Raw genomic sequence first — 23175 nt, forward strand, 5'->3', positions numbered from 1 at the left:
AAAATACACTAACGGTAATTATAACAAACGCCTGATAGAAAGAGCAACCAAAGAGAATACGGAGTTTGTTGACGCCGTTCGTTCATCATGCCTTGACCTTCTGCCGCTGGCTGCTGACTGCTTCGGAAAAGAAATAGACATGTTTTTTCCCCGTGCCCGGATGCGTGACCACCTCTGTTTCTACCCCGAAAACGTCGCGAATCACCCCAGGTTCAAGCACTTCCTCCGGCGTTCCGGAAGCAACCAACTCCCCGCCGCTTAGGACGTACAGCCGATCACAGTACATGGCGGCCATATTCAGATCATGCAGCGAAGAAAACACGGTAATCCCGAGCGTCTTGACCAGATTCATCACTTGCAGCTGATACCGGACGTCCAGATGGTTGGTCGGTTCATCCAGCACGAGAAACTCGGCTTGTTGGGCCAAGGCTCTCGCAATCAGCACGCGCTTTTTTTCCCCGCCAGACAAGGAAAAAAAGCTGCGTGAGGCGTACTCCTGCATGCCGACCCGCTCCAGTGCCTCTTCACCGATGCGGCTGTCAGCGGCGGTATCGGATTGAAACAGCTTCTTATGGGGAGAGCGCCCCATCATGACGATTTCCATGACGGTAAAGTCAAACTCGATTGACGATTCCTGCCGCACGACCGCCATACGCTGCGCACTTTGCCGGGCGGAAAGCTCGTAGACGTCAGCCCCGTCCAAAGAAATGAATCCGCAGCGCGGCTTCAGCGCCCGATAAATGCTTTTGAGCAGGGTGGACTTCCCGCTGCCATTCGGCCCGATCAGCCCCACAAATTCACCGGAGCGGACCTTCAGGCTAACGTCGCGCAAAATCGTTTTTTTCTCCAGCTCGACCGAAATGTTTTCCACATGCAGATTCATCGACCGCTACCTCCGAAAGAATAGGAGCTGCGCAGCATCAGCCAAATAAAGAACGGACCGCCGCACAGCGCCGTAATAATCCCGATTGGCAACTCTTCCGGCGCAAACGCGAGCCGGGCGATCACGTCTGCCCAGATCAGGAAAATGGCCCCGAACAAGGCACTGACAGGCAGGACGCGCCGATGGTCCGAACCGACGATGACGCGAACGATATGCGGCATCATCAAGCCGACAAAGCCAATCGCCCCGCTGATTGACACAATGACGCCGGTAAGCAGGGCGGTAATGACCAATAGCTGCTTGCGAAATTGCACCGTGTTGATGCCCAGCGTTCCCGCCGCTTCTTCACCCAGCAGGAGCGCATTGAGCGAACGGTATTGCGCCAACAGGACAATCAGGCAGATCGCGACGATCAGCGTCGGGATGGTCAAATACTCCCATTTCCCTCCAGCCAGGCTGCCGCTCATCCAGAACAGAACGGAGCGAATGCCGTGCTCATTGGGCGCGGAAAAAATAATCAGACTGGTGATGGCAGACAAAATGGCGGAAATCGCGATGCCTGCCATAAGCAGACGTACCGTGGAGTTTTGCCCGCCGATGCGGGACAAGGCAAAAACAAGCAGAATCGAGACAAGCGATCCTGTGAAAGCACCGAAGGAAAGCGCGTATTGTCCGTACATGCTGAATGCTCCGAACAAAATGACCAGCGTCGCGCCTGTAGATGCGCCAGAGGAAACTCCCAATATGTACGGGTCCGCCAAAGAGTTGCGAACCAGCGACTGGATCGCCACCCCCACAACAGACAGCCCGGCCCCGACGACAGCCCCCAGCAGGATGCGGGGAAAGCGAATCTCCCAGATAATCGTCTGTTCTCCTTTTGACCAATCCGCTTCAATCCATGGATGGACCAGCGGAAGATGCGATAAGGCAATTTTCCAAACGGTAGATGGCTGGATTTCCACCGAGCCGAGTGTCACCGCAAACGTAATCGAGACGACAAGCCCGATCAGCAGCGCAACAATAAGGAAGGGCATCTTGATCTTGTGCAGGGCCGTTCCCTCCTTCTCTTTGCAATCTTTTCTCATTGGAATCGATCCGGGTAAAGCCCTTCGGCGAGAATTTTCAGCGCGACAGGTGCGCGTACCCCTTCGGACGCTGCAGACAATGGCAGCACGATCAGGCGCTTGTTTTGGATTGCCGGCACGTCAGCCAGTTCCTTTTTCGTGAGCAGGAATTGTTGTTTCTGCTCTACCGTCCTGTCGCCGTAGTCCACAACCACGATCACGTCAGGCTTGCGGTTTACCACTTCTTCCCAGCTAACGGTTGCCCAGCCTTTCGGTATGTCGTCGAACACGTTTTTGCCGCCTGCCGCTTTAATCAGGGAAGTCATGTAGTTGTTGGCAGCGGTAAACGGCTGGTCTTCTCCGCTGTCGTACACGAATACGTTCAGCGGCTTGTCCACCGTACCGATTTTGCTTACGGTTTGCTCCATTTCCGCTTTCATTTTGCCAATCAGTGCGTTCGCCCTGTCTTCTACGCGGAAAATGCGGCCGATGTTTTGAATATCTGCGAAAACATCGTCAATCGTCGGGCCTGGCTTGTTCGAAGACTCTTGCAGGTACGATTTGATCCCCGCCTTTTCCAAATCCTCCATCGACCCTACCCCTTTGTCGCCAAAGGCGCTTTTCCAGCCTGCGTACACGAAGTCGGGGTTTGCGGCCAAGAGCACTTCTTTGGTCGGATACTTGTCGGACAGGACTGGCACTTTGTCGTAGTCGGCCTTCCACTCAGGCAAAATTTGATCGTCCAGGTACGCGGTTCCGACCATTTTCTCAGCCAGTCCCAGCGCTAGCATCACTTCGGTTACGTGCTGGTTCAGCGTCACCGCGCGTTGTGGCGCTTCCGGGTACGTCATCTCGATCCCGTTGGTCACAATCGTTACGGGTTTGTTGTCAAAAGCAGGCTGGGCCGTATGCTCAGGCGTTGCGGCTTGCTTTGCGCCAGTGGATTCGGTCGCAGCGGGTGCGGCAGAGCTGCACGCGGACAAAAGCAGCATGATCGCTGCCAGCGCTGCCATCCGGAAACCGTGGAACCCTTTTTTTCTTAAGCGAATTGTACTCATCTCCATAACCCCTCTTCTTTTGTTTTGTCATAGAAAAAAGCACCCCCCTTTTTTTTCAATCGGGAGGTGCCTGACATAACGAGACACGACGATAGATACGGTGTTGCCAATGACGCCGTTTCCTCGTCTGCTTCCACATCTGTCCCATCCTCGTGGGGCCGATTGCACATCATCTCATGGCAGGTCTCCTGGCTTACGAATCATCATCCCCAGCGCCTTCCCATTTTTCGTCGCGCGAAAAACAGTGGCTTTTTGCTGGACACTCCTCGTTACAGTGGCGGGACCGCGCCGGATTTTCACCGGACTTCCCTATTAAGCTGGCGGAACCAAACGATTCCGCGCAGCACCATCAGATGTCTATTCAATTGTACGTTTGCGGCTTTATCCGATCATCGTCAGTTTTTTCGGAAACTTGCTCAACACTTCTACGCCTGTTTCGGTTACGAGCACATCGTCCTCAATGCGCACGCCCCCTGCTCCCGGCACATACACCCCTGGTTCAATGGTGAACACCATGCCTGGGCGCAGCGTTTCCTGATTTTGCCCATGTACGGATGGATATTCGTGCACATCCATGCCCAGGCCGTGGCCCAGACGGTGGATGAAGTAGTCGCCATAGCCTTTTGCGGCAATGACGTCGCGAGCCGTTTTGTCGAGATGGGCAAATGTCACTCCTGGACGAACCTCAGCAATCGCCGCCTCGTTTGCGGCCAGCACCGTTTCGTAAATATCGCGCAACTGCTCGCTGATCTGGCCGACGGCAAAGGTACGGGTAATGTCGGAAACGTAGCCGTCTGCCGCTACCCCGATGTCAAACAGGAGCAAATCGCCTTCCTGCACCTTGCGCGAACCAGGCGTTCCGTGCGGCAGTGCCGATTTTTCCCCTGCCAAAACCATCGTGGAAAAAGACGGGCCGTCCGCTCCCAGCCGCTTCATCTGGTATTCCAGCTCCGCGACGATTTCCATTTCGGTCTGGCCGATTTTGAATGTCTTCAACGTCTCGCTGAGTGTATCTTCAATCAGTTGCACAGCCTTTTTCAAGCGAGTCACTTCATCTGCCGATTTAATCAGGCGCATCTCGCGGAGCGGCTCTTCCACATCCACGTAGCTTTCTGCACAGACGGCTTGCCCCAGCGCTTCGTAACGCTCTACGGTCATGTGGCTTTTTTCAATACCCAGCTTTTTCAGGTTCGCTGGCAGCACTTGCTTGAGAAGCTCGTACGGATTTTGGGTATCCGTATGAGTGTGAATCGTCTGAACGGTTGAAGCCGCTGCTGCCGCTTCGCGGTCGAGGGCAGGAACGATCAGGGATGGCTCGCCCTTAGCCGGAATCACCAGTCCCATAAAACGTTCGTGCGGATCGGTAAAAAAGCCGGTCAAATAGTAAACATGCTTCGGAGAGGTGATGACTACCGCGTCGAGCTCTTGCTTGGTCAAATAATCGTGCAGTTTCGAAATGCGCTCCAAGTACACCTGCGCCACCTTCGCTTTCGACAAGATTCTATCCTAGAGAATACCATTTCCCTGCCCAAAAAAGAAGGGCGGACTGGAAGTTTCTCTCTGAACCCGGAAGCCGCCACGGCTGGGTTAAACAAAAAAAGAAGCGAAAAGGACTGGTTGTGTCCCTTCACGCCCCTTTTGCTGCGCACTAGTTTTTCATCCGCGGGTCAAGCGCATCCCGCAATCCGTCCCCGATCAGGTTGAAGCCGAGTACGGTCAGCATGATCGACAGTCCTGGGAAAATAACCGTCCAAGGTGCCTTCTGGATGTACTGGCGGGAATCGGAGAGCATTTTCCCCCACTCCGGCTCCGGCGGTTGGGCACCGAGCCCCAGGAAGCCAAGCGCGGCCGCTTCAATAATTGCTGTCGCAATCCCCATCGTCCCGGTCACGATGATCGGTGCCAGGCTGTTCGGCAAAATGTGCTGCATCAAAATGCGCGAGTCCTTCATGCCGATTGCGCGCGCCGCCATGACGAACTCCTCTTCCTTGAGACTTAACACACGCGAGCGCACCAGACGCCCAAAGTTCGGAATGTTGATGATCGCGATCGCCAGCAGCGCATTTTGCAAGGATGGCCCCAGAATGGCGACAATGGCAATCGCGAGCAGAATGCTTGGAAACGCCAGCATGATGTCAAAAACGCGAGAGATGATGGTATCAACCCATCTGCCGTAAAAGCCTGCCAACAGGCCCAAAATCGTGCCTGCCACGACAGAACCGATGACCGAGAAGGTCCCTACCCAGAGCGAAATGCGCGCACCGTAGACGACGCGGCTAAACACATCCCGCCCGTTGTAATCCGTTCCAAACCAATGCTCCTCGGACGGCGGCTTGTTTTTCATGACCAACTCCCCCTGGTCATACGGATACGGAGCAATTACGGGAGCCAGCACCGCAACCGTCACGAAAAACAGAATGATCGCCAGTCCTGCCATGGCGAGCTTGTTTTTTCGCAAAGCTCTCCAGGCTTCCCGCCAAGGAGAGACAACTTCTTCCTCTTTCGCTCTCAGGGATACCGTCTGTACTTGTGTCTCTGCCATGTCTCTTCATCCCTCCCCTAGCGGTATTTAATGCGCGGATCGATATAGGCATACAGAAGGTCGACCAGGAGATTAATAAAGACAAAAATCGTAGCGATTACCAAAATGCCGGACTGGATCACCGGATAGTCCCGGTTGCCGATCGCCGTGAAAATATAGCGCCCAATACCCGGCCAGCCAAAAATGGTTTCGGTCAGCACCGCTCCGCCCAAAAGCAAGCCTGTTTGCAGACCGATCACCGTCAGCACCGGGATCATCGCGTTTTTCAGCGCGTGCTTGTACACGACCCAGAACTGCGCCAGGCCCTTTGCCCGCGCTGTCCGCACATAGTCGGCACGCATTACTTCCAGCATGCTCGAACGGGTAATCCGGGCGATAATCGCCATCGGAATTGTCCCCAAAGCCACACTAGGCAGGATCAAGTGCTTGATAACCTCCCACAGTTGATCCCACTGTCCAGCCAAAATCGTGTCCAGTATATAGAACTGCGTAATGGCCTCTACAGGATTACGCGAATTGTCGCGACCAACGGATGGCAGCCATTTCAGTTCTTGCGCAAAGAACCATTGCTCCATCAAACCAAGCCAAAAAATTGGCATCGAAACACCGATCAAGGCGATCAACATCGCACAGTAGTCAAACCAGGAGTTTTGCTTCCACGCAGACAGGATTCCTGCGTTTACCCCGATTATGACAGCGAAAACCATGCTGAAAATGGTCAGCTCTGTCGTAGCCGCCAAATACGGGCCGATTTCTTGCGTGATGCTCGCACCGGAATGCAGGGAAACCCCCAAATCTCCGCTGAGAATCTGTTTCAAATAGTCAAAATATTGAATGTACCACGGATTGTTCAGACCCAATACTTCCCGTAAATCTTCAATCGCTTTCGGACTTGCTTTCTCTCCCAATATGGTCAGAGCCGGATCACCTGGGATGGCACGAATGATGGAAAATACGACGATGGACATGCCCAGTAGAACGGGGATGAGCATAAGAATTCTTCGGATGCTGTAGGATAGCAATGCCATCTCCTCGCTTTCCTTACCAAAAAAATAATGACTGCGTGCAAAAAGAGCGGGTAAGAAGAGGGTTTCTCCTCTTACCCTGCTTGCTCATCGGATCAATTTTTACTTGAGATCAACCTTTTCCAGGCTCTCGGAGCCTTTTGGATGCGGCTTGTAGTTGATGACGTTGGCTTTGGCAGCCAGCGCTGGTGTGGAGTGAGCGAGCGGCACCATTGGCACGTCCTTGAAGATGATTTCCTGGACTTGCAGGTACAGCTTTTCACGCTCTTCCTGGGTAGTTGCAGACTGGGCAGCCATCAGCAGTTTGTGGGCTTCCTCATTTGCCCAACGTGTGCGGTTGTTGCCACCAATGTTGTTTTTATCCAGCAAGGTCGCCAGGAAGTTGTCCGGGTCTCCGTTGTCGCCCGTCCAGCCCAGCATGAACATTTCCTGTTCACCTGCTTTTGTTTTGTCCAGATACGTCGCCCATTCCATGGTGACGATTTCCGCTTCTACGCCAATCTTTTTCAGGTCCTGCTGAATAGCCTCGGCAATTTTCACACCATCCGGCATGTACGGACGAGCAACCGGCATCGCCCAGAACTTGATTTTAAAGCCGTTCGGATAGCCTGCTTCTGCCAAAAGCTGTTTCGCCTTGTCAATGTTGAACTCGCGGTCTTTGATGTTGTCGTTGTGACCCCAGATGGACGGCGGCAACGGATTCACTGCCGGTTCACCGAGTCCGGCGAAGAACGCTTCGATGATTGCCGGCTTGTTGATCGCATAGGCGATCGCTTCACGAACTTTCGGATTGTCCAGCGGCTTTTTCTCTACGTTAAAGCCGACAAAGCCAAGGTTCATGGATGGACGCAGGATCAGTTGCAGATCGCTGTTGTCTTTTACAGTTTGCGCGTCATCCGGATTCAGACCGTCCATCAGGTCGATCTCGCCGGCAGTCAGCGCTGTCAAACGGGCAGTGTTTTCAGGAATGACTTTGAACACGAGCTTGTCGAGCTTAGGAAAACCGGCGTTCCAATAGTCCGGGTTTTTCTCCAGCGTAATGGTGTCGTTACGCTTCCACTCTACGAACTTGAACGGTCCTGTTCCGACCGGATTTTCGTTGAACTTCTCAGGGCCCATCTCCTGTACCGCTTTTGGCGATGCAATCGCGAAGCAGGACATGCCCAGGTTTTGAATGAATGGAGCGAGCGGGCGGTTCAGCGTGAACTTCACCGTCAACTCGTCTACCGCTTCTACCGACTTGATGACATGGGTTTCGTCGCCTTTGTAGCCGCCGAACATGTCGTTGTAGTATTCGAAGCCTTCCTTGTTATGCTGCGGATGGTTTTTGTCGCTCCAGCGCTCGAAGTTCCACTTTACCGCTTCGGCATTGAAATCGGTGCCGTCATGGAACTTCACTCCGCTGCGCAGATGGAACGTGTACGTCAGACCATCCGGCGAGATTTCCCACTTCTCTGCAAGGGAAGGAACTACCTCTGTGCTTTCTTCCGCATAGCCTACCAATGTATCGAATACGTTTTCCGTCACCTTGAACGATTCGCCATCGGTTTGCGCAATCGGGTCGAGACCCACGCTATCGCCACCGCGGCCGACAATCAGTTGTTTCGGTCCCGCGTTTGCAGGCTCAGTTGCCTGAGTCTCTGTGTTTTGCTGTTCTGCCGGCGCTTGTGTCGTCTGCGAACCGCTGCATCCGGCAAGCAACATGGCCAGTGCCAACAGGCTGGTCATGGCAGCAGAGAGAACTCTCTTCTTCATGAAAACATCCCCCTCTTTTAAATTGACAGCATGTTACCTGAATAGATGGTCGTTCGAGTCGTTCCTGCCTCGCATCCCCCCTTTAAAAAGGCTTCCTTTTCATCAGGCGGACAGCCCAAGTGCAGCTTACGGTTTGTACAGATGGCAAGCCACAAAGTGTCCGTCGCCCACGTCCTGAAAAGCGGGACGAACAGCTCGGCATTCTTCTGTCGCATGCGGACAGCGCGTATGGAACGTACAGCCGCTGGGAGGATTCGCCGGACTCGGTACATCTCCTTGCAAGATAACCCGCTCCCGCACAGCGTCGGGGTCCGGAGTCGGCACGGCAGAGAGCAGGGCTTTTGTATACGGATGGAGCGGGTTCGAGTAAAGCTGTGTGCTCGTGGTCAATTCCACGATCCGGCCCAGATACATCACGCCCACCCGATCGCTGATATGCCGCACGACACTCAGGTCATGGGCGATGAACAAGTACGTCAGGCCCAGATCGCGCTGCAAATCTTGCATAAGATTGAGCACCTGCGACTGAATGGACACATCGAGCGCAGATACAGGCTCATCGGCCACGATCAGCTTCGGATTGAGCATGAGCGCCCGGGCGATCCCGATCCGCTGCCGCTGTCCGCCGCTGAACTGGTGCGGATAGCGCCTGGCGTGATAGCTGCTAAGCCCCACGACCTCCAGCATTTCCTGCACTTTTCGTTTGCGTTCGGCACTCGTGCCGATACCGTGAACGATGAGCGGTTCTTCCAGAATCTTCTCAATATTGTGACGAGGATTCAGAGAAGCGAACGGATCTTGGAAAACAATTTGCATATGGCGCCGCATTTTGCGCATTTCGTCTGCGGAAAGCGCCGTCACATTCACTCCGTCAAACAGGACTTCACCTGCCGTCGGCTCGATCAGCCTCAAGAGCGAGCGCCCAGTCGTCGACTTTCCACAGCCGCTCTCTCCGACCAGTCCCAGTGTTTCCCCGCGTTTTACCGTAAACGAAACATCATCAACAGCCTTCACTACACCTACTTCTCCGCCCAAGATGCCACCTGTGATGGGATAATACTTTTTCAGGTTTTTTACGACGAGTAGTTCTTCTGTCAACGGGCATGCTCCTCTCGGGTTATTCACTCAGCCAGCAGCGGGACAAGTGATTTTCTCCAACTGCTTTCAACTGCGGCATTTCGCTGCGGCAAAGATCCGTCGCCTGATCGCACCGTGGTGCAAAGCGGCATCCGACCTTGAGCGAGCCAGGAATCGGCACATTCCCCGGGATGGAGTAGAGCCTCTCCCGCGGCCCCTCCAGCTTGGGCAAAGAATTGAGCAAGCCCTTCGTATACGGATGCTTGGGCTTTTTCAAGATCGTGCGAACATCTCCTTCTTCGACGACATTGCCCGCGTACATGACCACGACGCGATGACACATCTCCGCGACCACTCCCAGATCGTGCGTGATGAGCAAAATCGCCGTCTGCGCCTCCTGGTTTAGCTGCCGCATCAGGTCGAGGATTTGCGCCTGAATGGTCACATCGAGCGCCGTTGTAGGCTCGTCCGCAATCAACAGCTCCGGATTACAAGCCATCGCCATTGCAATCATGACGCGCTGCCGCATTCCGCCGGAAAGCTGGTGCGGGTATTCGTCCACAATTGCTTCCGCCCGCGGAATCCCTACTTTTTTCAGCATGTCGATTGCGCGAGCGCGCGCTTCTTTTTTACTAACCTTCATATGTAATCGAATCGCTTCGCCGATCTGATTCCCTATCGTAAATACAGGGTTCAGGGATGTCATCGGCTCCTGGAAAATCATCGCGATTTCATTTCCGCGTATGTCCCTCATCCGCTTTTCATCGGCTGATACGAGGTCTTCCCCTTTGAACTTGATTGTTCCTCCGACGATTTTTCCGGGAGGGTTGGGCACCAGTTTCATGACTGACAGGGAAGTAACGCTTTTCCCGCAGCCTGACTCACCTACGATGCCGACTACTTCTCCCTTGTTCACCGTAATCGTCACGCCATCAACGGCAGGGATTTGGCCGCGGTCCGTGAAAAAGTGCGTCTGCAGGTTCTCGATTTGAAGGACAGGATGTGACACGTGGCTCACCTCTCTTACCGACATCATTCAGTATTTTCAGTAGAAAAAGATCTATCAGTAGACATTATGCCATCAATACATTTTTTTGGCAACAAAATAAATTCTTACTATTGTATTTTTGCTGACTATACCGAATATTCCTTCTTCACTACTCCATTTCCTGTAAAAAATTTTGTCCTGCAGCACAAAGCGCAGTCGCCTTCTGCGTCGCACGGGTTGACGCCTACCGTATCAGGCCAACCTGCCACGCAAAAAAGACCCGCTATAACGGGCCTTTGGTCACTGAGGCTTTTTACACCCCTTCTTTTTGCGCGTAAACAAAATTTACGGTTCGAAAAAACTCCCGATCCAGTCGACAACCATTTTCGCGCCATGTTTGATGCTGTCTCCCAAGGCCAGGCCAGCACGGCTCATGTAGTTGACCATTTTCTCCGACCCTGCCGTCTGCACCTGTTTGCCCATCACCGCGATTTCCATCTGGCCTTGATCGACCTTTTTGATGTAAAAGGTTTGCGCTTTTTCTGCCGGCACTCCGCTCACCTTGGCGATTCCCCGCTCCGCCGTTTGCAGACCGATCACCACGCCGATCAGCAAGATTATCAAAAGACCTGTCAGCTTCACCGTCACGTTCATGCCCATCACCTCTTCGCAGGCTCTTCCGCTACTGTTTTGCCTACCTTTTCCGCCTGCAGGTAATAAGCGGCAAAGACATCGGCCAATGCCTCCGCCGTATTCAGACTCTCCTGCAAGGTGTTTTCCGTGCCACCTATTTCCATTAACAGGCTTCCCGGAGAGATGGACTGATTATACTCGCCGTGATCGGTTTTTGCCCCTTTTTCCATCACGCCGCGGGACAGCTCGGGATACATCTTTTCCATCAACTCGTGCAGTTCAGTCGCAAACGCCTCGTTTTTCTCATGGCTCTTGTTCCGCTTGCCGATGACGAACATGACACGCGCGTACGTTTTCCCTTTGATGGTGACGGTCGTGCGCTCTCGCGGAGCTGTATCGCGGTGCAGGTCGAAGAAGTAGTACAGCTCCCGATTTTTTTCGATCGCGGCTTTCACGACTTGCAACGATTGGGCGTAGGACAGCGCGTAATCCATTTTTTTGTTCAGCAGTTGCTGGTAAATGTCGTCCTTGCTCACTTCCGCGCCGATTCCCCGCTCGTTCAGCGCCTCGCTCAGACGTTTGCTGACGAGGGAGATGTTTCGCGTCGGATGATCGACAGAAGTGCCGACCGGCTTTGTTTCGCTATACCACGATTCACGGTTGTGCGAATTGTAGACGAAAACCACTTTTTTGCCGGTTGTCGCGGCCGGCTTTGCTACAGGAGCAGGCTTTTCCTCTGCGGGCTTTGCCGCCGCCTGCTCGTTCGGCTCCACGACAGGCACGAGCTGGGACGTATCCGCGAGCTGCTTTGGATGGGCAGGATACTCGACGTAAAAGTCAGCCAGCGTAGCTCCTTTTCCCTGGACGACAAACCGCGCATCTTCCGTCGTCACCATCCCCGGCAGCTCTCTGCCCAGCAGGCTGCGCAAATCCCCCGGCTGTATATTGGTCGCCAGTTGAAACAGAAAGCCCGTGACGCTGTTGGACCTCGTATCGGCCGAAGCCTGCACCGTAGCGGAGAGGGCCGGGATCTCCTGCCCCATCCAGCCTAATATCGCCAGACTGGATATATGCGAAGCCGCCTGCTGGATGGCAGAGGAGGTGATCGCGACACGATTTCCTCCCAGCGACAACACACCCGTCACGACGAACAAAAAGGCGGTTATGAATGAAAGAACTGCGAACTGGCGTTGGATCAGGGTTGCCATCTGTCTCACTCCTCTGGCTGGTGCATGGACTCTCTCTCACGCTTGTCTATGCTTTAGCCTATGATCCTCATAGAGACGATAGAACCCTATTTCTAGCTGTTCTCTCACAATCTAGCGCTTTTTGCGTCTCACTCAGGCTAGTGCGTGTAGGCGGCGCTATTGTCTTCGTTCACAGCCTGGTGCAGGGCACGGTTCAGCCCGGTTGCAATCACGTTGGCCACGCCTTCGATGAAGTCGTCTACCTCTTTGGGCGTGACGACCAAGTCTTGTCCAAGCGGCCGGAGCACCTCGTGGATCAACTGCCGCTTTTCCTCTTCCGGCAGTGAGCCGACCAGCCCCATAAACGTTTTGCGCGATTCCATGTCAGGCAAATCGTCCTCGGTATACGGCTCGCTGCGCTCCGGCACCGTGCTCAACGCCAATCTGTTGAAAGCCCGCTTGCTTTCGACCATCGACTGGCCAAAATGCCCGAGCAAATACGTGATCGCGTCATTGACGATTGTGGAGGCAAAAACGACGGTCGGCACGCCGACGGCGATCACCGGAATCCCGAGCGTCGTCTGGTCGATCGCCTTGCGCTTGTTCCCGACCCCGGAGCCGGGATGAATGCCTGTGTCGGATATTTGGATCGTCGTATTGACACGGTGCAGCGCGCGGGAGGCGAGAGCGTCGATGCAGATGACGAAGTCCGGCTTGCTTTTTTCCACGACGCCGAAAACAATTTCGCTCGTCTCAATCCCGGTAATGCCCAACACACCCGGCGAGATGGCACTGACCTCGCGATAGCCTTCGCCCACTGTTTCCGGTGCCAGCTTGTACAAGTGGCGCGTAATCAGCAGGTTTTCCACCACCATCGGCCCGAGCGCGTCCGGGGTCACATTCCAGTTGCCAAGCCCCACAATCAGTGCCTTTTGGTCTTCCGTGATTCCCATTTGCTCCAGGAAAGCGGAAAATTCCGCGGCAAACCGTTTTGCGACTTGTTCTTCTATCGAAGTATCGTTATCGCGCAGCTTGGGTACTTCAATCGTCAGGTAGCGCCCTGGCAGCTTGCCGATTTGCCTGCCTGCCTCCTCGGTCTGCACGTGCAATCTCGTCACCTTGATGTTCGGCTCCCGGTCGTCCGTTTGCAGCCACACGCCTTCGATATTGCTTTCGTTTTGCTGCCTGGCCAGCTCATGCGCTTCTACAGCCAAATCGGTGCGAATCGAATATCCTGACAAATCAATGTTGTGCGCCATGTTTCATCGACTCCCTTCTCGATGAGAAAACTGGTCGTGACCGTTTTCTGCCTGCTACTAGGTTGCTTGAATCCTTTATTTTTATTCCGATTCCTTTCTTGCAAAAGGCCTTTGCCCATGCTAGAATTACTTTGTTGTATGACTGTATGTCTATGGTCGTCTAAGGAGGTGACACACATGCCAAACATTAAATCCGCGATTAAACGCACCAAAACAATCGAAAAGCGTCGCGCACACCGTGCTTCTCAAAAGTCTGATCTGCGTACTTCCATCAAAAACTTTGAGAAAGCTGTCGCCGCTTCTGATGTAGCATTGGCGAAATCCACTCTTCTGGTGGCTGTGAAAAAGCTGGACAAGGCCGCTTCGAAAGGTCTCATTCATAAAAACGCAGCAAACCGTCAAAAGTCTCGTTTGATGAAAAAGCTCAACGTTCTGAGCGCTCCTGTAGCGTAAGAGACCAAGCGAAAAAACCCCGCGAACATTACGTTCAAGGGGTTTTTTTATTGGCGTCTTTCGCTATCCTGTCGTCTTTTGCCGCTCGGCATGGGCCCGTGCTACAAACAGCTCCAGCGCCAGACGCTTGTCCACCTGACCGGACTTCATGCGAAAGTCTTCTTCTGCCAGTATCCGCAGCAACCTTTTCAACGAATCCTCGGAAAAATGACGTGCCTGCTCCATCGCTTTTTTTACGGCGTACGGATGCATTTTTATCATGCCTGCTATCTGCTGCTGCGAATACCCGCGCGGCGACAGTTGCTTGACGTGCAGCAGCATGCGGAACTGTCTGGCCAACAGCGCAATCAGCTTGATCGGCTCCTCGCCTGTTTTCATGCAGTCGTACATCATCCTGAGCGCCCTGTCCAGCTTCCCTGACGCCACCTGCTCGATCAGCCCGAAAACATCCTGCTCCAGCGTCCGTGCCCCGAGCGTCTCGATCACTTCATCTGTGATGCTGGCTCCCGCTCCGACGTACAGAGCGAGCTTTTCCACTTCCTTGTCCAGAAGCCGCAGCTCGTGGCCGACGCGCTCCACCAGCTTCATCGCCTGCGGTCGCCCGATTTGCGCCTGGTATTTTTCTGCCCGCCGCTCAACCCAGCCGTACAGATCCGCATCCTTCAGCAGTGGAAACGGAATCACCTTCGCTTTTTGCTGCAGCGTTTTGACGAGCTTTTTGCGTTCGTCGAGCTTTTCGGCTTCTGTATGTAAAATGAGTGATGTGTACGGCGGCGGGTTTTGCAAATACGCGAGCAGCGCATCCGGATCGCTCTCCACTTTTGTCTGCGGCTTGCTCCCCGTCAAAAAATACGCCTGTCTGGCAATCACCAGGCGATGCTCTCCCAGAAACGGCAATGTTTCCGCGTCTTGCAATATGTCAGAAAGTCCTGTCTCCGTACAATCGTAGACACTCATGTTGAGATCGCGAAACTGCGGGTCAATCATTTCGTTTTTGGCCAGCGTCAAAAATTCTTCGGCTAAAAACGATTCCGGCCCGAAAAGCACGTAGAGCGGCGCAAAGTACTTTTGCCGGATCTCCCGAATGGCCGACAGGAGTGGCATGCGTTTTTCTCTCCCTTTCCTTGCAGCTTGTCTGCGTCATTATAGCACTAGAAAACTTCGCTTCGCCAATCTTTTTGCTTGGGTCAGCGCCACAAAGCCAAAAAACCGCTACCCGTTCAAGCGGTAGCGGTTTTCCATCCGTTGGCACCTTTATGTAAACGTTTGGGGAAAAGCCCCGGGATTCCTCCTCCCCAAACGGTAAGCAGGGGGTGCTTGATAATGTACTTTACGCAAGACTCCCCTTCGCGGTGCCAGTCCACACTCGAAAAACACGTTTGCCATGGAACAGGAAAAAGGCTGACCTAATCGTCATCATTCTCTTTTTTGTCGTCCCGTTCCTTTTTGTTATCTTTTTTGTTGTCTTTTTTGCTGTCTTTCTCCTCGTCCTCATCCCTGTCTTCTTTATCACGCGCATCTTTGCTGTCTTTATCGTCCGATTTCTCTTCCAGTCCGATCGGAAAGGACGGTGGCTTATCCTCTGTCACGACAGGCTTTGGAGGAACGGCGGGCTTCGAAGCTGGCGGAGTGGTGTTTTGGACAGGCGGCTTGGCCGGTTGCTTTTGCTCGGTTTTCGCAGGCGGCTTGGCCGTTTTTTTCTTAGGCTGCGTTTCCACGGACTTCTTCTCCACTTCCTTTTTATTCGATGGAGATGGATTAGTGCTTGGAGTAGGAGCTTCAGGTCCGTACACCACTTTCTTTTCCTCCACGACAGGGGGCGGAGCAATGTCCGCACCTTGGCTGAGCGGATCTGGCTCCAGAGGCTGATGCTTTCCGGTGCCGCCTGTGAACAGCATGCCGATCAGCAAGCTGGCTGCAACTGCCGTACTGCCAATTCCGGCGAGCCACACTTTCATTCGCTTCCATTTTTTCGATTCCGACAGCGAAGACGACTTGCGCTTAACTTCCAGAGCAGGCAAGGATTCCTCAACAGTTGCAGACGATTTTGAAGCTGTCGGCTTTGCTGCTGCAGATTCCAGCTGCGGCAAAATCGAATCTACAATGCTGATTGAGGGTACGACAGGGGGCAACTGCTCTAATTTTTGCGAAACAGTTTTCAAACGGTTGTACATAAGTTGCAGTTCAGCATCTTTTTGCATGAGGGTGTACAGCACTTGTCGCTCTTGCTCGGACAAGTCCCCATCCAGATCTCTCTGCATGCATTCCCAAATCTCTTCGTTCGTCATCAACCGATTCCCCCTTTCTGGTAGTCGTACAACAGTTCTTGCAACTGTTGCCTAGCCCGAAACAAATACGACTTGACCGTGTTAAGCGGCAAATCCAACGCTTCCGCTATTTCCTGGTAGGACAAGTCCTCCAGATAGCGGAGTACAACAACCATCCGGTACTGCTTGGGCAGCTTTCCGATGGCTTCCTGGATGTCATTTGACAGCCCGGTGAGAAGGATCTCATCTTCTACGTTGTTTCGATCAGGTATTATCAGCTCATGCTCGTCAATTGAGACCGTTTCCTTCTTCGCGCGAAATTTGTCCATGCAGACATTGCTGACAATTCGTTGCACCCAGGTGGAAAACTTTGCCTTTTCCTGATAGGTGTCTAACCTTCGATAAATGCGAATGAGCACTTCCTGAGCAGCATCGAGTGCGTCCTGTTCATTTCCCAAAATATAATAAGCGCTTCGGTAAACGGAGGTCTCAATGGATCGAAGCAGTTCGACAAGCGCATCATGATCCCCGGATTGCGCCAGCCTGATCAGTTCTGCTTCCTGCATAATCTCCTCTCCCCCCTACAGACGGGTCGCTCATGAAAAAGGTTGCAACCATGTTATGTATCCAATTTTTGGGTTCTCCAGGACAGTCCGGCAGGTGAAATTATCAGCGTAATCGCACCGTGCCGATCTGTCCGGTAAATAGCGGTACCGTGTTCCCCCAAACGCTGCAGCACCATGGCGGAAGGATGTCCATACCGATTGTTCTCTCCTGCCGAGATGACGGCTGCCTTTGGGGTAATGGCCGCAAGCAGTTCCTTGGTGCTGGAAGTATTGCTGCCGTGGTGAGCGACCTTCAACACATCCACGGGCGACAGACCGTTTTGAACGAGCGCTGCTTCTCCGCCCTGTTCGATATCCCCCGTGAACAAAACCGTTTTGTTGTATGCGGTAAGCTGAAGAACGACGGATGCATCGTTGCCGTGAAGGGTCGTTTCTCCAGGATGTAGCCATTTCCACTCAATTCCAGGCCCATCCGACCACACCTGGCCAGGTGCGCCAGTCGTAATCGGAACGCCTTTTTTCCGAAAAAGCTCATGAATCTTCGCTTCCTTCTCTTCAGGCACTTTTCCGTTCACCAGTACCTCACCGAAAGAAAGACGGGGAACCAGCGCTTCCATGCCGCCGATGTGGTCCAAGTCGCCATGGGTCATAATGACGCGGTCGATTTTTTCGATTCCGCGCGCCATAAGAAACGGGAGAACGACGTCCTTGCCTACTTCAAAAGGATCGCGCTTCTCCATCCACGGTTCCGCTGCAGGTTGGCGCATTGTCCCACCTGCATCCATTAAGTATACCTTCTGATTGCCAATTTCGACAACGATGGAATCCCCTTGTCCGACATCGAGAAACGTAATCCGCACTTCCTCGCTGCCGGCAAACGGCTGCCGCGCTGCTGCCAAAAGCCCGAGAAATAAGGCAAAACAGAGCGCCACGTCCCGTTTGCGGTGATAGCCCCGGTTCCATAAAATGGGCAATATCCCGAGAAAACAGGCATACAGAATCACCCACCACCACTCCGGATGCGGCCAGTAGGTAAATGGAATCACCTTTTGCTCCAGCGCGTAGAGCGGCTCGTGTATCCAGCCGAGCAGCCAGGTCGTGAACCAGACCGGAACAGCGGCAAGCGCCGGATGGATGAGCGCAAGCACGAGCGCGATGTAACCGAGCGGCAGGGCGAGCAGGGAAAGCACCGGCGTAGCCAGGAGGTTGACCAGCCAGGACAGCGGCGAAAACTGGTGAAAGTGATAAACAAGAAACGGAAAAGAAACGAGCTGGGCGGAAAAGGTGACGGCAACAAGCGTCCTGATCCAGACAGGCACCCGGACAAGTACGTGCTGGCTGTACGGGACAAACACAATCAGCCCCAGCGTGACCGCAAAAGAAAGCTGAAACCCGACGTGCCACAACTGGTACGGGTTTACGGCAAGCATAACGAGCAAGGCGCCTGCCCAAACCTCTTTTCCATCCAGCTTTTTACCTGCGACCTGGCAAACAAGGCCGACGCCCCCCATCAAGCCGGAGCGCACAGCCGATGCGCTTGCTCCGACCAACAGAATATATCCGGCAAGCAGAGCGACTGTCGCCAAAAGGCCCCACCTGCGGCTTACTCCCAGCCTGTCCAGACACCACATGAACATCGAGCTGACCAGCGTCACATGCAGGCCGGAAATCGCGAGAATGTGGCTTAGCCCCAAATTGGCATACATCGTCTCCAGCTCAGGCGTTACGTCCTGGCCGAGCCCGAGCAGCAATGACTTCATGTAACCGGCTGTTTCCTGATCGGCAAACAAGCTGTCGATTCGCTCAGCTCCCGCCTTTTGCCACTCCTGAAAGCTGCCGCGGATGCTCGCAGCCGCTTCTACCCGCACCTCCCGAAAAGCGGTCTCCCCCACGACGTGCACCCCTTGCCAGTGCAGGTAGCGTGCATAGTCAAAAGCATGCGGGTTGCGCGCCCCTTGCGGCAGTCCGAGCCGGACAAGCGTCTCAAGCTCGCTGCCTGTGCGCCACCTCTCCACGGCTGCCGCTTCCTCTGCTGCACTCAATTTGACGCGCAGAGCAATCGTTTCGTTTAGCCCAAGCTCTTGCCAGCTCCCATCCTCTTCCCTCCATTCGCGCACAACCGCAAAAAAACGGGCAACATCACCGTCCCGTTTGACAAACGAAGCAATTTCCCCGCGCACCCAAACGGACCGTTCCTGCACTGCCAACGGTTTCAACTCCGACTGCTGGAGAATCTCGTACCCATAAAAATGGAGACCTGCTAGAATAGAGAGACAGGAGCAAAAGGCGAGACGGCCTCGATGGGCGCGTGGAATAAACGCAGCCGCTGCCGCCCACGCCCCGGCAGCTCCCGCAAGCCAGGCGGGATGTGTATAGGCTGACAGGAGCAAGCCGCTCATCACGGCCAGACTCGCATACCAAAGTGACATCGTCTCTCCCTCCGTCCATTTGTCGAACTGATCTTTCCCTGCGGGGAGTATATCCTTTGGCATGCGGACAAAAATAGTAGAGACGAGAGCCGTTTTTCCCTGTCTGCGCAGCCGTTTTGCGTACAGGCCAGGGCATCCAGAAGTGATTGCGCCAGCTTGCGATACGTGATAGAGTTAGCAGGAGCAATCCAGTGAGAGGAAGAGTCATTTCATATGTGTGGAATCGTAACACTCTACAACAAGCGGCAAATGCCGGTTAAGCAAGAAACGATCAGCGCGATGACTGGTGTCATCCTGCACCGCGGTCCAGATGACGATGGTTTTCATCTCGAAGACAACATCGCCCTGGGCTTTCGTCGTTTAAGCATCATTGACGTGGAAGGCGGGCACCAACCGCTGTTTAACGAAACGCGTGACATCTGGATTATTGGCAACGGAGAAGTGTACAACTACAAGGAATTGCAACAGTGGCTAAAAGACAGCGGCCACGTATTCCATACCGATTCTGATATTGAAACCATCCTTCACCTCTACGAAGAAGTCGGAACGGACGCACCCAAGCACTTGCGCGGGATGTTCGGCTTTACCATTTACGACTCGCGCAAAAAACGGCTGTTTGGCGCGCGCGACCATTTCGGAATCAAACCGCTTTACTATGTGGAAACGAGTGATTCCATCGGCGTCGCAAGCGAAATCAAAAGCCTTCTGGAGCTGCCCGGCTTCAAGCGCGAGGTGAACCACACCGGTTTTTATCACTATTTGACGTTCCAATACGTTCCTGATCCCGAGACGATGTATAAAGGCATATACCGCATCCCGCCAGCGCATTCGTTCATCATCGAAAACGACCAGATCAAGCTGGAGCGTTACTGGGATGTGGAGTTCAAGCCAGACGAAAGCAAGCCGTTTTCCTACTTCGTGGAAGGGACCCGCAGCGTGATGCTCGAATCCGTCGACAAGCACCGCATCAGCGAGGTTCCGCGCGGCGCTTTCCTGTCCAGCGGTGTTGACTCCAGCAGCATCGTCGCCATGCTGCGCACCTTCGAGCCTGTGAAAACTTTTTCCGTCGGCTCGGACATCCCTGGCTACAGCGAGTTGGACTTCGCGAAGCGGACGGCTGCCTTCTTGGGCACAGAGCACTTCGAGCGGGTCGTCAACGCCCAGCAGTACATGAATGAACTGCCGCGCCTCATCTGGCACCAGGACGAACCGGTAGCGGACCCTTCCGCTATCCTGCTCTACTTCGTCGCGCAAATGGCAAGCGAACACGTCACTGTCGTCTTGTCCGGCGAGGGTGCCGATGAGTTTTTTGGCGGATACAACATCTACCGGGAGCCTAGCTCACTCAGAATGTTTTCCGGCATGCCTGCCTGGATGCGCCAGTCGATCGGCTACATGGCCCAGCGCCTGCCCGATCAGGTAAAGGGGAAAAACTTCCTGATCCGCGGCTCGAAAACAGTGGAACAGCGCTTTTTCGGCAACGCCCTGATCTTTAGCGAAGAGATGAAAAGACGCGTCGTGATGGACGACATCGCCCGTTCCGAATCGTACGTCTCGCCGTTTACGATCACAGAAGAGATTTACAAGCGCGCTTCCGAGTACGATGACGTGACCAAGATGCAGTATTTGGACATTCACACGTGGCTGCGCGGAAACATTTTGATGAAAGCCGACAAAATGACGATGGCAAACTCGCTGGAGCTGCGCGTTCCGTTCATCGACCTGAAAGTGTTCGAGTTCGCCGCGACCATTCCGACGAAGTACAAAATCGCCAACGGCACGACCAAGCACGTGCTGCGCGAAGCGATGAAAGACTTCCTGCCGCCGGAAATCAAGTCGAAGAAAAAGCTTGGCTTCCCGGTTCCGACCCGTCATTGGCTGAAAAACGAATTTTACAAATGGGCAAAAGAGATTATTTTTGAATCGAAGGTCGACGATCTGATTAATAAGGCCTACGTGCTCTACATGCTTGACGAGCACCGCGAAGGAAATGCCGACTATAGTCGCAAAATCTGGACGATCCTCATCTTCATGTTGTGGCACCAAATTTTTATCGAGCAAAAATATACGTTCGATCCGTACGTCAGCCCGAATGTAGACATTCGCCGCAAGAAAAATTCGCTGCAGCATATCGGCTAAAAGCCGGTAGCGTGCCTACGCAAAAATATTTGCAGACCCTCTTTTACTTTTCGTAGATTGTGACTAGAGAATGCTATTACTCTATTTCACAAGCAGACGCGAGGTAAGGGAGGGTCTTTTGCTATGCTGTTGGATTGGTGGGAACGGTATCGACGCCCGGTTCTGCTCGTGGCAGCGATCTTGTTTGTGGCTGTCAGCTTTTGGCTCTACCAGGCGGAGCCGCAGACGGAAATCGTGGGCGTGCCACTCGCTTCTTCTGTTTACGCGGAGGAAGGGAGAAATACAGAGAACCCGGGAGAGGACACGGCCACGTCGCAAAATCAGAAGGCAGCCAATGCCCAGCCTGCCGAAGTTCGTGAGAAAACGCAGACGCAAGCCGCCCACGAAACAGCCCCTCCCCCTCTCTACGTCGATATAAAAGGCAAGGTGAGGAAACCGGGACTATACCGCTTTGCGCCGGGCATGCGCGTAGCGGACGCCATTGAAAAGGCTGGCGGCGCCTTGCCAGAAGCGGACCTCGATCAGGTCAATCTGGCCGAGCCTTTGGTGGATGGGACTGCGCTCCTGGTTCCGGCAAAAGGCAGCACGGCTGGCGGGTCTGACACGGCCGTTGGCGCCCCTCCCCTCTCAACTGTGCCCGCGAGCGGGATCCGTGCTGCGGGGGCTGCTGCTGTCCCAAAAGCCAGGCCACTCAATCTCAACGCAGCGACCATCGAGGAGTTGATGGGCTTGCCGGGAATCGGAGAAGCGCGGGCAAAAGCGATTTTGGAATACCGCTCCCAGGTCGGCCGCTTCCGCTCTGCCGACGAACTGAAAAAGGTTCCGGGGATCGGGGCGAAGATGTTCGAGCGGATCAAAGACCAGCTCGTTGCACAATAAAGCAACGTGCGGTCATGTTTGCCCATGTTTTCACATAGAATGGGGAGAGAATATCGAGGGAGGTATGCCCATGGATAAGATCGGGTTTATTGGCACGGGCAGCATGGGCAGTATCTTGGTTGAATCATTGCTGTCCGCCAAAGCGCTGTCTCCCAGCCAGATCATTATCAGCAACCGCACGATGGAAAAAGCCGAACAGCTCGCGAAGCGGCTTGGCGGGCTGGCGGTCGCTCATAGCAATGTGGATTTGGCCCGAGAAGCCAACATCATTCTGCTGTGTGTCAAGCCGCTGGAGTACAGTGTGTTGCTGGAGCAGCTCGCTCCTGTCCTGACGTCCAAACAGCTTCTCATCACCATCACCAGCCCGATCAAGCTGGAGTATCTGGAGTCAAAAGTGCCCTGCGCGATCGCCCGGGTCGTCCCCAGCATTACCAACGCAGCGCAAAGCGGCGTCAGCCTCTGCGAATTCGGCGAGAGGGTCGATGAGGAACAGCGCGATTTTATCCGCAATCTGTTTGCCCACATCAGCACGCCTGTCGAGATTACCGAGCCTTTCTTGCGCATCACTTCCGATATTGCCAGCTGCGGCCCTGCTTTTTTGAGCTATATTTTGCAGCAAATGATTCAGGATGCCGCGGAAGAGACGGGCATCTCCACAGAAGCGGCTACGTACTTGACCGCGCAGATGCTGATCGGCGTAGCGGATCTGTTGCGCCAGGAAAAATTCACGCTCCCCTCCCTGCAGCAGCGTGTCTGCGTCCCCGGAGGAATTACCGGCGAAGGACTGATTCCTTTGCAAGACAAGGTACCCGGCATTTTTAGGGAAGTTTTCCGGCGCACGCGCGCGAAGTTTGCCGAGGATCAGGAGTTGCTTGACCGTTATTTGAACGAACAGCCGCTGTAGCAGCGGGGCCACCAAAACGCAAACATAGCAAAAAGGAGCGGAAACCTGTTCCCTACGAACAGGCTCC

General features: G+C 54.0%; 20 protein-coding genes and 1 riboswitch. Of the genes, 4 read left to right on the forward strand and 16 right to left on the reverse strand.

All coding sequences use genetic code 11. The features are described 5' to 3' along the window. Positions 1-85: 85 nt before the first annotated feature. The 12 genes from EDM57_RS09975 to gpr form a co-directional block, all read right to left on the reverse strand. Positions 86-883: a heme ABC transporter ATP-binding protein gene (locus tag EDM57_RS09975; protein ID WP_122904620.1), complete on the reverse strand. Its 798-nt coding sequence runs from the start codon at positions 881-883 to the stop codon at positions 86-88. After that, on the reverse strand, positions 880-1917 hold the full coding sequence (locus EDM57_RS09980; RefSeq protein ID WP_122904674.1) for a FecCD family ABC transporter permease: 1038 nt from the start codon (positions 1915-1917) through the stop codon (positions 880-882). The genes EDM57_RS09975 and EDM57_RS09980 overlap by 4 nt, the downstream gene beginning before the upstream one ends. Positions 1918-1964: 47 nt before the next feature. After that, complete coding sequence (locus EDM57_RS09985) at positions 1965-3005, reverse strand: ABC transporter substrate-binding protein (protein WP_122904621.1); 1041 nt, start codon at positions 3003-3005, stop codon at positions 1965-1967. A 161-nt stretch (positions 3006-3166) separates the two neighbouring features. Then, a riboswitch (cobalamin riboswitch) is annotated at positions 3167-3371 on the reverse strand. Between the two features lie 15 nt (positions 3372-3386). Continuing rightward, on the reverse strand, positions 3387-4478 hold the full coding sequence (locus tag EDM57_RS09990; RefSeq protein ID WP_342771477.1) for a M24 family metallopeptidase: 1092 nt from the start codon (positions 4476-4478) through the stop codon (positions 3387-3389). A 175-nt stretch (positions 4479-4653) separates the two neighbouring features. Next, entirely contained in the window at positions 4654-5547 is an 894-nt protein-coding gene (locus EDM57_RS09995; protein ID WP_122904623.1) for an ABC transporter permease, read from the reverse strand. 17 nt (positions 5548-5564) lie between these two features. Next, positions 5565-6575, reverse strand: a complete 1011-nt coding sequence (locus EDM57_RS10000) for an ABC transporter permease (protein WP_122904624.1) — start codon at positions 6573-6575, stop codon at positions 5565-5567. Between the two features lie 99 nt (positions 6576-6674). Further along, entirely contained in the window at positions 6675-8327 is a 1653-nt protein-coding gene (locus tag EDM57_RS10005; protein ID WP_122904625.1) for an ABC transporter substrate-binding protein, read from the reverse strand. Positions 8328-8453: 126 nt separating this feature from the next. Beyond that, the gene (locus tag EDM57_RS10010; protein ID WP_122904626.1) at positions 8454-9425 is read right to left on the reverse strand and encodes an ABC transporter ATP-binding protein; all 972 of its coding nucleotides are present in this window, start codon (positions 9423-9425) and stop codon (positions 8454-8456) included. Positions 9426-9444: 19 nt separating this feature from the next. Beyond that, positions 9445-10413, reverse strand: coding sequence for an ABC transporter ATP-binding protein (locus tag EDM57_RS10015; protein ID WP_122904627.1), 969 nt, complete (start codon positions 10411-10413; stop codon positions 9445-9447). 324 nt (positions 10414-10737) lie between these two features. After that, complete coding sequence (locus EDM57_RS10020; protein WP_122904628.1) at positions 10738-11046, reverse strand: DUF3679 domain-containing protein; 309 nt, start codon at positions 11044-11046, stop codon at positions 10738-10740. A gap of 5 nt (positions 11047-11051) precedes the next feature. Beyond that, complete coding sequence (spoIIP, locus tag EDM57_RS10025; protein WP_122904629.1) at positions 11052-12233, reverse strand: stage II sporulation protein P; 1182 nt, start codon at positions 12231-12233, stop codon at positions 11052-11054. A 137-nt stretch (positions 12234-12370) separates the two neighbouring features. Continuing rightward, a complete protein-coding gene (gene gpr / locus EDM57_RS10030) occupies positions 12371-13471 on the reverse strand; it encodes a GPR endopeptidase (protein ID WP_122904630.1) in 1101 nt (366 codons plus the stop codon). A gap of 177 nt (positions 13472-13648) precedes the next feature. On the opposite strand from gpr, the gene rpsT reads away from it, so the two are divergent. Continuing rightward, positions 13649-13924, forward strand: coding sequence for a 30S ribosomal protein S20 (rpsT, locus tag EDM57_RS10035; RefSeq protein WP_012685714.1), 276 nt, complete (start codon positions 13649-13651; stop codon positions 13922-13924). A 63-nt stretch (positions 13925-13987) separates the two neighbouring features. Here rpsT and holA read toward each other — a convergent pair whose 3' ends face one another. The 4 genes from holA to EDM57_RS10055 all read right to left on the reverse strand — a co-directional run bounded on the left by holA (position 13988) and on the right by EDM57_RS10055 (position 19186). Then, on the reverse strand, positions 13988-15028 hold the full coding sequence (gene holA, locus EDM57_RS10040) for a DNA polymerase III subunit delta (RefSeq protein ID WP_122904631.1): 1041 nt from the start codon (positions 15026-15028) through the stop codon (positions 13988-13990). Positions 15029-15330: 302 nt separating this feature from the next. After that, positions 15331-16212 carry a hypothetical protein gene (locus tag EDM57_RS23285; protein ID WP_170163422.1) on the reverse strand — a complete coding sequence of 294 codons (882 nt, stop codon included), beginning with the start codon at positions 16210-16212 and terminating at the stop codon, positions 15331-15333. Further along, positions 16212-16757 (reverse strand): RNA polymerase sigma factor, encoded by a 546-nt coding sequence (locus tag EDM57_RS10050; RefSeq protein WP_122904633.1) that lies wholly within the window; start codon positions 16755-16757, stop codon positions 16212-16214. Before EDM57_RS10050 ends, EDM57_RS23285 begins: the two co-directional genes overlap by 1 nt. Before the next feature lie 53 nt (positions 16758-16810). Further along, entirely contained in the window at positions 16811-19186 is a 2376-nt protein-coding gene (locus EDM57_RS10055) for a DNA internalization-related competence protein ComEC/Rec2 (RefSeq protein ID WP_122904634.1), read from the reverse strand. Positions 19187-19399: 213 nt separating this feature from the next. Between EDM57_RS10055 and asnB the strand changes: the two genes are divergently transcribed. From asnB to comER, 3 genes are all read left to right on the forward strand, one after another. Further along, complete coding sequence (asnB, locus tag EDM57_RS10060) at positions 19400-21325, forward strand: asparagine synthase (glutamine-hydrolyzing) (RefSeq protein ID WP_122904635.1); 1926 nt, start codon at positions 19400-19402, stop codon at positions 21323-21325. A gap of 123 nt (positions 21326-21448) precedes the next feature. Then, on the forward strand, positions 21449-22204 hold the full coding sequence (locus tag EDM57_RS10065; RefSeq protein ID WP_122904636.1) for a helix-hairpin-helix domain-containing protein: 756 nt from the start codon (positions 21449-21451) through the stop codon (positions 22202-22204). 70 nt (positions 22205-22274) lie between these two features. After that, positions 22275-23108, forward strand: coding sequence for a late competence protein ComER (gene comER / locus EDM57_RS10070; protein WP_122904637.1), 834 nt, complete (start codon positions 22275-22277; stop codon positions 23106-23108). Positions 23109-23175 lie beyond the last annotated feature (67 nt).

The organism is Brevibacillus gelatini (genome assembly GCF_003710935.1).
Classification (GTDB): Bacteria; Bacillota; Bacilli; order Brevibacillales; family Brevibacillaceae; genus Brevibacillus; species Brevibacillus gelatini.

Coding starts and splice junctions, on each gene's coding strand:
- EDM57_RS10050 (WP_122904633.1), bottom strand. CDS start 16,757: ATGCAGGAAGCAGAACTGATCAGGCTGGCGCAATCCGGGGATCATGAT.
- EDM57_RS23285 (WP_170163422.1), bottom strand. CDS start 16,212: ATGACGAACGAAGAGATTTGGGAATGCATGCAGAGAGATCTGGATGGG.
- comER (WP_122904637.1), top strand. CDS start 22,275: ATGGATAAGATCGGGTTTATTGGCACGGGCAGCATGGGCAGTATCTTG.
- asnB (WP_122904635.1), top strand. CDS start 19,400: ATGTGTGGAATCGTAACACTCTACAACAAGCGGCAAATGCCGGTTAAG.
- gpr (WP_122904630.1), bottom strand. CDS start 13,471: ATGGCGCACAACATTGATTTGTCAGGATATTCGATTCGCACCGATTTG.
- spoIIP (WP_122904629.1), bottom strand. CDS start 12,233: ATGGCAACCCTGATCCAACGCCAGTTCGCAGTTCTTTCATTCATAACC.
- rpsT (WP_012685714.1), top strand. CDS start 13,649: ATGCCAAACATTAAATCCGCGATTAAACGCACCAAAACAATCGAAAAG.
- holA (WP_122904631.1), bottom strand. CDS start 15,028: ATGCCACTCCTGTCGGCCATTCGGGAGATCCGGCAAAAGTACTTTGCG.
- EDM57_RS09980 (WP_122904674.1), bottom strand. CDS start 1,917: ATGCCCTTCCTTATTGTTGCGCTGCTGATCGGGCTTGTCGTCTCGATT.
- EDM57_RS09985 (WP_122904621.1), bottom strand. CDS start 3,005: ATGAGTACAATTCGCTTAAGAAAAAAAGGGTTCCACGGTTTCCGGATG.
- EDM57_RS09975 (WP_122904620.1), bottom strand. CDS start 883: ATGAATCTGCATGTGGAAAACATTTCGGTCGAGCTGGAGAAAAAAACG.
- EDM57_RS10065 (WP_122904636.1), top strand. CDS start 21,449: ATGCTGTTGGATTGGTGGGAACGGTATCGACGCCCGGTTCTGCTCGTG.
- EDM57_RS10005 (WP_122904625.1), bottom strand. CDS start 8,327: ATGAAGAAGAGAGTTCTCTCTGCTGCCATGACCAGCCTGTTGGCACTG.
- EDM57_RS10020 (WP_122904628.1), bottom strand. CDS start 11,046: ATGAACGTGACGGTGAAGCTGACAGGTCTTTTGATAATCTTGCTGATC.
- EDM57_RS09995 (WP_122904623.1), bottom strand. CDS start 5,547: ATGGCAGAGACACAAGTACAGACGGTATCCCTGAGAGCGAAAGAGGAA.
- EDM57_RS10055 (WP_122904634.1), bottom strand. CDS start 19,186: ATGTCACTTTGGTATGCGAGTCTGGCCGTGATGAGCGGCTTGCTCCTG.
- EDM57_RS10000 (WP_122904624.1), bottom strand. CDS start 6,575: ATGGCATTGCTATCCTACAGCATCCGAAGAATTCTTATGCTCATCCCC.